We start from the raw sequence: 13178 nt of genomic DNA, 5'->3' as shown, positions 1-13178 counted from the left end.
CGCCGACACGGCCATCAAAGACAAGGTCAAGAGGACGGGATGAAGCGTCGGCGATTCATGTCGCTGCTCGGCGGGGCAGCCCTGACGCCGATCGCGGCGGTGCCGATCTTTGCCGAGGCCAATTGTCCGGCTCCCGCCAAGCGTGACGACGGCTGGTCTGTTCCCTCTGCCAGTGAAGACGACGATGTCGATCAGGCCGCGCTGTGCAGGATCGCCGGTCGGCTCGAACGCTCGGGCGCCAACATCCATGCCGTGCTGGTCGCTCGGCGTGGCAGATTGCTGTTCGAGCGGTACTTCAGGGGGCCGATGAGGTCCCCAGTCGCTTCTTCGGCGTCCGCGTCACTGATGTCAGCTTTGATGCCGATACGCTGCATAATCTGAAATCGTGCTCAAAGAGCGTGGCGTCGCTGGTCGTCGGGATCGCGCTCGACCAGGGGCTCATTCGCAGCATCGAGGAGCCGGTCTTCAGCTTCTTCCCCGAATTGTCCGACCTGCGGTCCCCGGACAGGGATCGCATCCTGCTCTCACATTTGCTCACGATGTCGATGGGTCTGAAATGGGTGGAGGCAACTCCGGCGACGGGCGACGACAACGACGAGGTGCGCATGCACATGGCGCCGGATGCCTGTCGCTACGTCCTCGGCCTTCCCGTGACCGCACTGGCCGGCCAGGAGTTCTTCTACAACACCGGCGCACTTGCGCTGGTCTCGGCGATCGTCCGCAAAGCCACCGGCCGTCCGCTCGATGAATTCGCGCGTCGCGTGCTGTTCGATCCCCTAGGCATCACCGAATTCGAGTGGAGCAGGTTCAAAGGAGACAGCGATGCCGGAGGCGGATTGCGCCTGCGGCCGCGCGACATGGCGAAGATCGGCCAGCTCGTCCTTCAGGGCGGTCGCTGGAACGATCGGCAAATCGTGTCCAGGGCATGGATCGAGGCGTCGACCACAATGAAGCTGAGGGCGACCGACGGTCAGTCCTATGGATATTTGTGGTGGCTGCGGAGCTCCCGGCTCAATGGGCGGGTCGTCCAATCGATTGCCGCGCAGGGCAGAGGTGGCCAGTCGATCCGCATCGTCCCGGAGCTCGACCTCGTCGTCGCGGTGACCGCGGGATGTTATCAGGACTATAGCCCTGAAGCTGCCAAAGTGCAGTTCGGCGTGTTCAGGGATGTCTTGCAGGCGATCTCGCCCCCGGCCTGAACGCGAAGCGCAGGCTTGCAGGCCGTAACCTCTTTGCGAAACGACCAGCTTTCGGAGTAGGTTGAAAATCGTCGGCGAATAACTGGCGTCCGCAGCGGCGCTGCGTTGCCGCTGCGGACGCCCACTGACCGTTTGATCTATACTCGCGAACCGGCAGCGCAGCCGCTGCCAGATTCGCCATTTGGAGCTCGCCTGTGACCATCGCTCTCAAGGGCATCATTCCCGTGATGCTGACGCCATTCACCGAAGCGAACACGATCGACTATTCCGGCCTCGAACGGCTGATCGAATGGTACATCGCTAACGGTGCCGACGCGCTGTTCGCGGTCGCGCAGTCGAGCGAGATGCAGTTCTTGACACTGGAGGAGCGCGTCGCGCTGGCGCGGTTCGTGGCCAAGACCGCGGCCGGCCGGCTTCCGGTCATCGCCTCTGGCCATATCAGCGAGTCCAGGGAAGACCAGCTCACGGAGCTCTCGTCGATCGCGAAGACCGATGTCGACGGCTTGGTGCTGGTGACGAACCGTCTGGCCTCGCACGATCCGGCAAAGACGGACTTCACCGACAATCTGAGCTGGCTGCTCGACCGGCTGCCCAAGGACATCACGCTCGGCCTTTATGAATGCCCGGCTCCGTTCCGCCGGCTTCTCTCCGACGACGAGCTGGCCTTTTGCGCCGACAGCGGCCGCTTTGCCATTCTCAAGGACGTCTCGTGCGACCTGCCGACCGTGCAGCGCCGGGTCAAGCTGGCGAACGGCTCCCCGCTCACGATCGTCAACGCCAATGCCGCGATCGCCTTTGACGCGATGAAGTCGGGGGCTCCCGGGTTCACCGGCGTGTTCACGAACTTCCACCCTGATCTCTACAAATGGCTGCTGACGCAACACCACAAGCATCCGGTGCTCGCGAACGAGCTTTCGGTTTACCTGGCGCTCGCTGCGATGGCGGAGCCCATGGGTTATCCGAAACTTGCAAAACTCTATCACCAGCGTCTCGGCACCTTTGCCCGCATCGAGACCCGGGCGGTCGATTTCGATATCAGAGAACGCTTCTGGGCGCTCGATGCACTGATCGACAAGATCGTGGAGGGACAGGAGGCTTTCCGCGCGAAGATCGCGGCGGCGGACTAAGCGAGAACCGAACAGCTGACCCTGGCTGGACAGGTCCTGAATGAGTGAAACGTCTCCCGACTATTACACCGGCCACAGCGCGCTGACCGATCCGGGCGCTCATGCGACTGTGATCAGCGGCCTGCCGCCGGATATCCCGGCGTTGTGTCGCATGTTGCACGGCCTGCTCGTCCACGAGGCGTGGATCGAGAGGCAGGGCTTCAACCCCGCTGCGTTCATCGGTCAAAGCCGTACCACGCTGCCTGTGTCCGATCGCCTGGATCAGTTGCTGGCGATCGACCCGCGACCGTTGACGATCGCGCGGCCAGGCGAGTTGAGAGCTTTGGCAACGTGCCGGGACTTTTCATTGATGCTATGCGCGGTTTTGCGGCATCACCGTGTGCCAGCCCGCGTCCGCTGCGGTTTCGGCAGGTACTTCACCGGGCATTCCTATCATGATCATTGGGTGTGCGAGTACTGGGCGAAAGCCGAGCAACGCTGGGTCCTGGTCGATGCCGAACTCGACGAGCCCCATCGCACCTTTCTGAAATTCGATTTTGAGCCGACCGACGTGCCACGCTCGGCGTTCATCACCGGTATCGAAGCGTGGCAACGATGCCGAACCGGCGCGATCGATCCGGAGCAGCTGGGTCACGGAACGACGGCAGGCTTGTTTTTTGTGCGCGTCAACCTGGTGCGTGATCTGCTCGCGCTCGCCAAGCGCGAGACCTCGGCTTGGGATAGCTGGCGCTCGGCATGCGAACCGCACCTGACGCTGAGCGAAACGGAGCTGCTGCTCTGCGATGGTCTGGCGCAGCGCGGCGAGGAGGGCGCCGTCGAGATCGCGTCATCGTTGCGCACTCCGCCCTGGCAATAAGAGGGGCGGCACGCCATGCGCTTTGCTCCTCGACGCGCAGCGAGCGGCGAGAGTGCAATCGTGCAGAAAGCTGCGCGCGTCGCGTGGTCACGTTCGAGGTGAACGCGAATGTGGCGAAGAAGAGCGAAAATGTGGCGACAATGGGGAGTGGAAACCAAGACTTTCCCCATCACAGAATCGTGCGCGCGACGCTGTTAGGCGTGCACGCAGTGCACGTCGCGCGGATGAGGTTGGAACTGCTGAAGAGGCTTGTTTCACAGGGTTCCGCGGCTGCGCCGCTAAACCTTCGTTAATGAAGCCCGGCCCTTTGGAGCGAACTGTTGCGGTGAGGTTACAGCAATTCCGTCGATCGCTGTTATGACGTCGCCACGGCCCGGGGGCCTAACGACGAAACTTGGAACGGGAATCAAATGAACAAGAATTTGTTGCTCGCAGCTGTGAGCCTTGTCGCGATCACTGCGACTGCACCGGCGCTGGCTGCTGACCTCGCTGCGCGGCCTTACACCAAGGCGCCCGCGATGATCGCCACGGTCTATGACTGGAGCGGCTTCTACATCGGTATCAACGGCGGCGGCGCTTCGGCTCACACGACCTGGGATCAGCGCGCTCCGCTGGTTGGCGGCGAAGGTTCCCACAACGCCACGGGCGGCACCGTCGGTGGCCAGGTTGGCTACCGCGTGCAGTCGGCGCAGTGGGTGTTCGGTGTGGAAGGCCAGGGCAACTGGGCCGACTTCTCCGGCGACAATGTCAGCGGGCTCACCGGCTTCACCGATCGCTCCAAGATCGATTCGTTCGGCCTGATCACCGGTCAGATCGGCTACGCCTGGAACAACGTCCTGCTCTACGCCAAGGGTGGTGCGGCTGTTGTTGGCACCAAGAATGAACTCCGCTTCGGCGGCGTGACCGCTGCTTCCGTCAGCGACACCCGTTGGGGCGGCACCGTCGGTGCAGGCCTCGAGGTCGGCTTCGCTCCGAACTGGTCGGTTGGTGTCGAGTACAATCACATCTTCCTGTCGGACAAGGACGTCACCTTCGCCGGCATTCAGACCGATCACATCCGTCAGGACGTCGACATGGGCCTCGTCCGCCTGAACTACAAGTTCGGCGGCCCGGCGATCGCCAGGTACTGAGCAACCGACTGAGACTGATCGCTTCGCAAGAAGCTGATGTCGAAAGCCCCGGCCTTGCGCCGGGGCTTTTTTATTGCGTAAATTCAGCGAGTTAACCATTTCATCGGGGTGCGACCGAGACGGCTTGACTCCAGAGAACAAAATGAGAACAATGTTCTTCATACGTTCTGGTGATGGAGCAAGCCATGTTCAGGATTTTCGTGGAAGAAGCCGCTGCACTGACGTCGATCGCGCTGTTTGTCGGAATGATCGCGATCTGGGCCCAGGTCATACCGCAGCTCTGATGCCGCCACGCTGGAGGAGGTTTTGCAAACCGGTGGTCGGGGAACTCCCTCACATGGCCCTTGGGGAAAAGCGGGATGAGACGGCCGATCGGCGGCTCTGGCGTGGACTCTGGCGGGGCAAGCCCCCACGATTGGGAGGCGAGTCGGCCGGCGGGTACATCACGCTCCTGACGCTGGCGACCGTTCCCAGATCTCACAAGAGGCCATCACGCGACCATGCCGAGCGCCGGATTTGTCCACCTTCACGTTCACTCGGCCTATTCGCTGCTCAAGGGCTCGATCAAGATCGCCAAGCTCGGTGAGCTCGCCAAGAAGGATCACCAGCCAGCGCTGGCGCTGACCGACACGGATAATCTGTTCGGGGCGCTCGAATTCTCCGACAAGATGGCGGGGTACGGCATCCAGCCGATCGTCGGCCTGGAGCTCGCGATCGATTTCGGTGACCAGGAACCGAACGCGCGCAACGCACTGCCGCCTTCGCGCGTGGTGCTGCTGGCCGCGCAAGAGCGCGGCTATCGCAGCCTGATGCGGCTGAATTCGCGCGCCTTCCTCGAATCGCCTGACAGCCACGCCCCGTTCATCAAGTTTGATTGGTTCGACGGCGAGACCGAAGGCCTGATCGCGCTGACCGGCGGCCCCGAGGGGCCGATCTCGCTCGCGCTGGCTGCGGGGCAGGCCGAAATCGCGGCGGCGCGCTGTGAACGTCTCGCCGGCCTGTTCGGCGATCGCCTGTATGTCGAACTGCAACGGCACAACATCGACAAGGAACGGCGGGTCGAGAGCGGGCTGATCGATATCGCCTATTCGAAAGGTCTGCCGCTGGTCGCGACCAACGAGCCGTATTTCGCGACGACCGACGATTACGAGGCGCATGATGCGCTGCTTTGCATCGCGGGCGGCCGGCTGATCGCGGAGACCGAGCGCGAGCAGCTCACGCCCGATCACCGCTTCAAGACGCGCGCCGAGATGGCGGTGCTGTTTGCCGACATTCCGGAGGCTCTGGCCTCCACCGTGGAGATCGCCGAGCGCTGCTCATTCCGCCCGATGACGCGCAAGCCGATCCTGCCGTTCTTCACGGTTGGTGCCGCTGCGAGCACGGACGCCGCCGCGGTCGAGGCGGCCGAATTGAAGCGGCAGGCGGAGGAGGGGCTCGCCAATCGTCTGCGCGTGCACGGCCTGTCGCAGGGCACGACGGAGGAGGACTACAGCAAGCGCCTGGCGTTCGAACTCGACGTCATCATGCGCATGAAGTACGCGGGCTACTTCCTGATCGTGTCCGACTTCATCAAATGGGCGAAGTCGCAGGGCATCCCGGTCGGGCCGGGCCGCGGTTCCGGCGCAGGCTCGCTGGTGGCGTGGGCGCTGACCATCACCGACCTCGATCCGATCAAGTTCGGCCTGCTGTTCGAGCGCTTTCTCAATCCGGAACGCGTCTCGATGCCGGACTTCGACATCGACTTCTGCCAGGACCGCCGTGGCGAGGTGATCAAGTACGTCCAGGAGCGCTATGGCCGCGACCAGGTTGCGCAGATCATCACCTTCGGTACGCTGCAGGCGCGCGGCGTGCTGCGCGACGTCGGCCGCGTGCTGCAAATGCCTTATGGGCAGGTCGACAAGCTGACGAAGCTCGTGCCGCAGAATCCGGCGGCTCCCGTGACGTTGGCGGCCGCAATCGAGAGCGAACCGAAACTTCAGGCGTTCCGCGACGAAGATCCCGTGGTGGCGCGCGCGTTCGACATCGCGCAGCGCCTCGAAGGCCTGACGCGTCACGCCTCGACCCACGCAGCCGGTATCGTGATCGGCGATCGCCCCTTGAGCGAACTCGTGCCGATGTACCGCGATCCGAAGTCGGACATGCCGGTGACCCAGTTCAACATGAAATGGGTCGAGCCGGCCGGTCTCGTGAAGTTCGACTTCCTCGGCCTGAAGACGCTGACCGTGCTCGACGTCGCGGTGAAGCTGCTCAAGCCGCGCAACATCCATGTCGATCTCGCGACGCTGCCGATCGACGATGCCGAGAGCTACCAGATGCTGGCGCGCGGCGAGGTGGTCGGCGTGTTCCAGGTTGAAAGCCAGGGCATGCGGCGCGCGCTGGTCGACATGCGTCCCGACCGTTTCGAGGACATCATCGCGCTGGTGGCGCTGTATCGCCCGGGCCCGATGGCGAACATTCCGACCTATTGCGCGCGCAAGCATGGCGATGAGGAGCCGGAATATCTCCACCCGGTGCTCGAGCCGATCCTCAAGGAGACCTTCGGCGTCATCATCTACCAGGAACAGGTGATGCAGATCGCGCAGGTGATGTCGGGCTATTCGCTCGGCGACGCCGACCTGCTGCGCCGCGCCATGGGCAAGAAGATCCGCGCCGAGATGGACAAGCAGCGCGACATCTTCGTTGCGGGTGCGGTGAAGAACGGCGTGCCGAAAGGGCAGGCCGAGACCATCTTCGAACTGCTCGCCAAGTTCGCCGACTACGGCTTCAACAAGAGCCACGCGGCGGCCTACGCGCTGGTGTCCTACCACACCGCCTACATGAAGGCGCATTATCCGGTGGAGTTCATCGCAGCGTCGATGACGCTCGACCTCAACAACACGGACAAGCTTTCGGAATTCCGCTCCGAGGCGCAGCGCCTCGGCATCAAGGTCGAGCCGCCGAACATCAATCGTTCCGGCGCGACCTTCGAGGTCGGCGACAAGGTCATCTATTACGCGCTGGCCGCGCTGAAGGGCGTCGGCATCCAGGCGATCGAGCAGATCATCGAGGAGCGGACCAAGCGGGGGCTGTTCACCTCGCTCGCCGACTTCGCCGCGCGCGTCAATCCGCGTGCGATCAACAAGCGCATCATCGAAAGTCTTGCGGCCGCCGGGGCGTTCGACACGCTGGAGCCGAACCGCGCCCGCGTATTCGCCGGCGCGGACTCGATATCGGCTGCCTGCCAGCGCGCGCATCAGGCCGAGACCATCGGCCAGAACGACATGTTCGGCATGTCGGCGGATGCGCCGACCATCATGCTGCCGCAGATCGAGCCGTGGCTGCCGGCCGAAAAGCTTCGTCGCGAATACGACGCCGTCGGCTTCTTCCTGTCGGGCCATCCGCTCGATGATTACGCCACCGTGCTGAAACGGCTGCGCGTGCAGAGCTGGGCCGAGTTTTCGCGCGCGGTGAAGACCGGCGCCACCGCCGGCAAGGTCGCGGCCACAGTGGTGTCGCGCATGGAGCGCCGCACCAAGACCGGCAACAAGATGGGTATCATGGGGCTGTCTGATCCCACGGGCCACTTTGAGGCCGTGCTGTTCTCCGAGGGCCTGGCGCAATATCGCGACGTGCTCGAGCCGGGCGCCGCCGTGCTGCTCCAGCTCGGCGCCGAATTGCAGGGTGAAGACGTCCGCGCCCGCGTGCTGCATGCCGAGCCGCTGGATGATGCTGCAGCCAAGACGCAAAAGGGCCTGCGCATCTTCCTGCGCGATACCAAGCCGCTCGACTCGATCGCCAAGCGTTTGGCCGGACCGGAAGCTGCGGGCGCGAATGGCGCGGCGCCGAAGATCGGCAGTCCCGCCATCGCGCCGCGCTCCAACGGCGACGGCGAGGTCACGCTGGTGATGATGCTCGACCTCGAGACCGAGGTCGAGATGAGGCTGCCCGGCCGCTTCAAGGTCTCGCCGCAGATCGCCGGCGCCATTAAGGCGGTGGCCGGCGTGGTGGACGTGCAGCAGATCTAGGCGTTTCGTCGCGAACGCGGCGCGGTCGGTGCGATCGTGCCGTTGCAACCGGACGATGTTTCCGGCTAGCATGGCTCCGGGCAATGATGTTCGGATGTAAAACAACGGGTCTGCGCTGATGTCTCTGCAACGGCGGAGGAGCCGACAATGTGCGACCGATGCTCTCAAGATCGCTTCAACCAGGTGGGCCCGTCACGTCGGTCCGCGATGCTGTTGGCCGCCTCGGCGCTGAGTATGGCCTTCGCCGGCCGCGCCTTCGCCAAGGACAACAAGGCGCCGCCGAAACCGCAGAACGTGCTGTCGCCCGACGCGGCGTTGAAGCGACTGATGGAGGGCAACGCGCGCTATGTCGAGGGCGTAACGAGGCGCCATGATTTCAGGCATGAGCGCGAGGCGCTGGCGGGCGGGCAGAATCCGTTCGCGGCGGTGCTGAGCTGCGCCGACTCGCGCATCGCGCCGGAATATGCCTTCGACACCGGCCGCGGCGATCTCTTCGTTTGCCGCGTCGCGGGCAATTTTGCCGGCGCCGAGACGGTCGCCAGCATGGAATACGCCGTCGCCGTGCTCAGCACGCCGCTGATCCTCGTGCTGGGCCATGATGCTTGCGGCGCGGTCGATGCGACGCTGAAGGCGATCAAGGACGACAAGCCGCCGCCGGGACACATTCCCTCGCTGGTCGATGCGATCGCGCCGGCCGCCAAAGCCGCGATGCAGCAGGGCGGGCAGGTGCTCGACAAGGCGATCCGGCAGAACGTGATCGACAATGTCGCAAGGCTGAAATCGGCTGCGCCGATCCTCAACGCGGCGGTCGAGCAGGGCAAGCTGAAGATATCAGGCGGCGTCTACCGGCTGAGGACGGGAACAGTGGAGCCGATTGCGCAGGCTTGAAGCTCGAGCCGACGTCGATGCTTACCAGGAGCTGACACGAGCCGCCGCACGTGGAGCTGCGCCATGCCGCCGCCTCAATCCGAGCCTTTCGTTCAAGCGCCGTTCAGCCGGTCGCGCGTCTCATGCGTGGTGATATCTCGACAACAATAACGGGCAAGCGAGCCATGCGCGGGACATACAACAAGGTCTTCATCTGCTTCCTTCTGCCGATCCTCCTCGTTGCCGGCGCGCTTGGTCCGGCGCGCGCGCAACAGCAGGAAAAGCGGATCGCGCTGGTCGTCGGCAACGGCGCCTATTCGAAGTCGCCGCTGGCGACCACCGCCAACGATGCAGGGCTGATCGCGCAGACGCTGCAAGCGGCCGGCTTCGACGTGGTGGGCGCCCGCGATCTCGACGGCGACACGCTGCGCAAGAGTCTTCACGACTTCATCCAGAAGGCACAGGCCTCGGGGCCCGGCACCGTCGCGATGGTCTATCTGTCCGGCTATGGCGTGCAGCTGGCCGGTGAGAACTATTTCATCCCTGTTGATTCCAACATCACGCGCGACACCGACATTCCGACCGAGGCGCTGCGCATCAGCGACTATGCCCGCCAGCTGGCCGCGATTCCGCTCAAGGCCAACATCATCGTGCTCGATGCCGCGCGCGCGCAGCCCTTCGTGGAAGGCGGCCAGCAGCCGATCGCCAGCGGGCTGGCGCTGGTCGAGCCCGATCCGAACATGCTGATCGCCTTCAATGCGGCGCCGGGCACGGTGGCACCCGAGGAGCCGGGACCATACGGCATCTATGCGCAGTCGCTGGCGGAGATGATCCGCACCGGCGGGCTGTCGCTGCCGGAGGTGTTCGACCGCGTCCGCCTGCGCGTCAATGAGAACTCCAAGGGCGCGCAAGTACCTTGGGACGACCAGAAGATCTCCGCGCCGTTCAGCTTCTTCGATCGCGCGCCCGACGCCCCGCCGCCGCAGGCCGCGCCCGACCAGGTCGCTGCGATCCGCAACAAGCCGATCCGCGATCTCGGCGCCCAGGACGCCTATGCGGCCGCGCTCGAGCGCGACACGCTGCCGGCCTATGAGGATTTTCTCGCAGCCTATCCCGGCGACCCCATGGCGAAGCGCGTCATGGCGATCGTGGCGGCGCGCCGCGAGGCGATCACCTGGCGGCGAAGCTATCGCGCCGATACACCGGACGCCTACTGGTCCTATCTGCGCCGCTATCCGCGCGGGCCGCATGCGGGTGATGCACGGCGCCGGCTCGCGATCCTGACCGCGCCGCTCGAGCCGCCGCCGAGTTTCGCGATGATGGACTATGACGTGCCGCCGCCGCCGCCGGCCGAGGTGGTCTATGTGGACCGTCCCGTGTTGTATTTCAGCGATCCCGATTTCGGTTTTGCACCGCCTCCACCGCCGCCGGTCTATTTCTGCCCGCCGCCGCCGGAGGATTTCGTCGTGCTGCCGCCCCCGCTGCCAGTGGTCGGCCTGTTCGTGCTGCCGCAGCCGGTGTTCGTGCCGATCCCGGCGTTCTACAACCCGCCGGCCTATGTCGCGCCGCCGCCGAACAACATCATCGTCAACAACATTCATAATACCACGGTCATCAACACCGTGATCAACCAGCCCGCGGCACCGGCAGCGGCAACGGCAGCAGGCGATCCAGCCATCACCACGACGGTGGCGGCATCGGGAAAGCCTCTCGGGGCAATGACGGCTGTGCCGCCGACCGTGGTTCAAAAGGCAACCTTGATTCAGGAAAATAAGGCTCCGCTCCCCAAGACTGTTGCGGTCGATCCGACGACGAAGGCGGGCGGGGCAGCCTTCAAGACAAGGAGCCAAGTCACGACGCAGACCGGCAACGCTGCTGCGGGAAGTCCGGCGGGCGCGCCCGGCACCGGCAATGCCACGACGAAGGCGGGTGCCCCCGGCGCTCCGGCGACCGGCAACGCAACCGCTCCCACGGCCGGAGGCAAGGCCAATCCGCTGACGGCGACCGCGCCGAGCACGGCGGATACCAAGGCCGGTCAGCCGGCCGGCCACTCCTTGCCCGTGCCCGGCCAGACCGCGCCCGCCATCAAGGGCGCGCCGCAGACGGGAACGGCGGCCACGGGCACGTCTTCATCGACGACGAACCCCATCGGCGGCTCTGGCGCAACCGCCAAACCGGGTAGCAACTCGCAGCCCGCCAACGCCAAGCTCACGCCGCAGACGCCGCCTTCAAATGCGCCGCCTAGCGGAGGAGCGCGGCCGAACGTCCAGGAGCATGCCAATACGGTCAATCCCGGCAATACGGCCAATGCGCCGGTGAAGCCCGGCGAGACCAAGCTGACCCCGGCAGGCAAGCCGGGCGTGACCACGACCAATGTGACCAACGGGAAGCCGACGCAGCCTTCGCCGCCGGTCACCGCGCGCGAGCAGATCAAGCCGCAGGGGCAGCGGCCTGCAACACCATCGCCCGCGCAGGTCACAAGGCCACCGCCGCCAGCGCCGCACCCGCAGGCGCTCGCAAGGCCGACTCCTCCGCCTCCGCCGCGGGTGGCAGCCCCGCCGCCGCGGGTGGCCGCACCGCCTCCGCCGCCGCGCCCGCCGGTTGCAGCCGCTCGGCCCGCTCCGCCGCCCCCCGTAGCCCGGCCGGCACCTCCGCCGCCGCCGCGGATGGCTGTAGCTCCGCCGCCGCATCCGGCCCCGCCGCCGCCGCGCCCCGCGGCTCCGGCCCCGAAAAAGTGCGCTCCGAACCAGCCCAAATGCTAGCGGGCAGGACGGAAATCCGGGAATGGGCCTTTCGCGGGCAGTAAACGCCCCGAAAGGCCCTTATTTCCTTGCTTCTGGCCGAAATGGCGCTATATAGCGCGCCATCTCACACGGAAGCATGGCTCACAAGGCCGTCCGGTGGCAGCCGGGGCGACAACGCTCCGTTTTGCTCACACGCTTCCGGAGGAACCAACCGGAGAATTAGAACGATGGCACTACCCGATTTCACCATGCGTCAGCTCCTCGAAGCTGGCGTGCATTTTGGTCACCAGTCTCACCGCTGGAATCCGAAAATGGCTCCGTTCATTTTCGGCGCTCGCAACAACATCCACATCGTCGACCTCGCCCAGACCGTGCCGATGCTGCACGCGGCGCTCCAGGCCGTCAGCGACACGGTGGCCAAGGGCGGCCGCATCCTGTTCGTCGGCACCAAGCGCCAGGCGCAGGACGGCGTCGCCGACGCGGCCAAGCGCTGCGCGCAATATTTCGTCAATTCGCGCTGGCTCGGCGGCACGCTGACCAACTGGAAGACGATCTCGGCCTCGATCAAGCGCCTGCGTCACCTCGACGAGGTGCTGGCCGGTGGCGAAGCCAATTCCTACACCAAGAAGGAGCGTCTGACGCTCCAGCGCGAGCGCGACAAGCTCGATCGCTCGCTGGGCGGCATCAAGGATATGGGCGGTCTTCCCGACCTGATCTTCGTGATCGACACCAACAAGGAAGACATCGCGATCCAGGAAGCCCAGCGGCTCAACATCCCGGTGGCTGCGATCGTCGACACCAATTCCGATCCGAAGGGCATCACCTATGTGGTGCCGGGCAATGACGACGCCGGTCGCGCGATCTCGCTCTATTGCGATCTGGTCGCGCGTGCGGCGATCGACGGCATCTCGCGCGCCCAGGGCGATTCGGGCATCGACATCGGTGCGTCGGCTCGTCCGATGGCCGAAGATCTGCCCTCGACCGCCGGTTTCCAGGGCCTTGCGGGTCCGCGCGGCACCGCCGACGACCTCAAGAAGCTCCCGGGCGTGTCGGGCGCGATCGAGAAGAAGTTCAACGACCTCGGCATCTTCCACTACTGGCAGCTCGCCGAGCTCGATCACGACACCGCACACAAGATCGGCGAAGAAGTCGGTCTGCCGAGCCGTGCGGACGCCTGGGTGGCCAAGGCCAAGGCGCTGACCGCGGAAGCGGAATAGTCAAAACGGGCGATGGGTTGGCCGGGCAAGTCCG

9 protein-coding genes are annotated in these 13178 nt (G+C 65.0%); all 9 read left to right on the top strand.

Features of this window, described 5'->3' with window-relative positions; all coding sequences use genetic code 11:
* Positions 1–39: 39 nt before the first annotated feature.
* Complete coding sequence (locus tag ACVIIW_RS28620) at positions 40–381, top strand: hypothetical protein (protein ID WP_456705368.1); 342 nt, start codon at positions 40–42, stop codon at positions 379–381.
* Complete coding sequence (locus tag ACVIIW_RS28615; protein ID WP_456705298.1) at positions 276–1199, top strand: serine hydrolase domain-containing protein; 924 nt, start codon at positions 276–278, stop codon at positions 1197–1199. The genes ACVIIW_RS28620 and ACVIIW_RS28615 overlap by 106 nt, the downstream gene beginning before the upstream one ends.
* A 194-nt stretch (positions 1200–1393) precedes the next feature.
* Entirely contained in the window at positions 1394–2326 is a 933-nt protein-coding gene (locus ACVIIW_RS28610) for a dihydrodipicolinate synthase family protein (RefSeq protein ID WP_456703789.1), read from the top strand.
* Positions 2327–2366: 40 nt separating this feature from the next.
* Positions 2367–3182, top strand: a complete 816-nt coding sequence (locus ACVIIW_RS28605) for a transglutaminase domain-containing protein (protein WP_456703788.1) — start codon at positions 2367–2369, stop codon at positions 3180–3182.
* Between the two features lie 410 nt (positions 3183–3592).
* The gene (locus ACVIIW_RS28600) at positions 3593–4312 is read left to right on the top strand and encodes an outer membrane protein (RefSeq protein WP_456703787.1); all 720 of its coding nucleotides are present in this window, start codon (positions 3593–3595) and stop codon (positions 4310–4312) included.
* A gap of 500 nt (positions 4313–4812) precedes the next feature.
* Complete coding sequence (gene dnaE, locus ACVIIW_RS28595) at positions 4813–8316, top strand: DNA polymerase III subunit alpha (RefSeq protein ID WP_456703786.1); 3504 nt, start codon at positions 4813–4815, stop codon at positions 8314–8316.
* A gap of 147 nt (positions 8317–8463) precedes the next feature.
* On the top strand, positions 8464–9204 hold the full coding sequence (locus tag ACVIIW_RS28590; protein ID WP_456703785.1) for a carbonic anhydrase: 741 nt from the start codon (positions 8464–8466) through the stop codon (positions 9202–9204).
* Positions 9205–9368: 164 nt separating this feature from the next.
* A complete protein-coding gene (locus tag ACVIIW_RS28585; protein ID WP_456703784.1) occupies positions 9369–11945 on the top strand; it encodes a caspase family protein in 2577 nt (858 codons plus the stop codon).
* A gap of 209 nt (positions 11946–12154) precedes the next feature.
* Positions 12155–13144 (top strand): 30S ribosomal protein S2, encoded by a 990-nt coding sequence (locus tag ACVIIW_RS28580; protein ID WP_456703783.1) that lies wholly within the window; start codon positions 12155–12157, stop codon positions 13142–13144.
* Positions 13145–13178 lie beyond the last annotated feature (34 nt).

It is taken from the genome of Bradyrhizobium sp. USDA 4449 (genome assembly GCF_054056275.1).
This window is presented reverse-complemented; position numbering and strand designations above follow the sequence as displayed.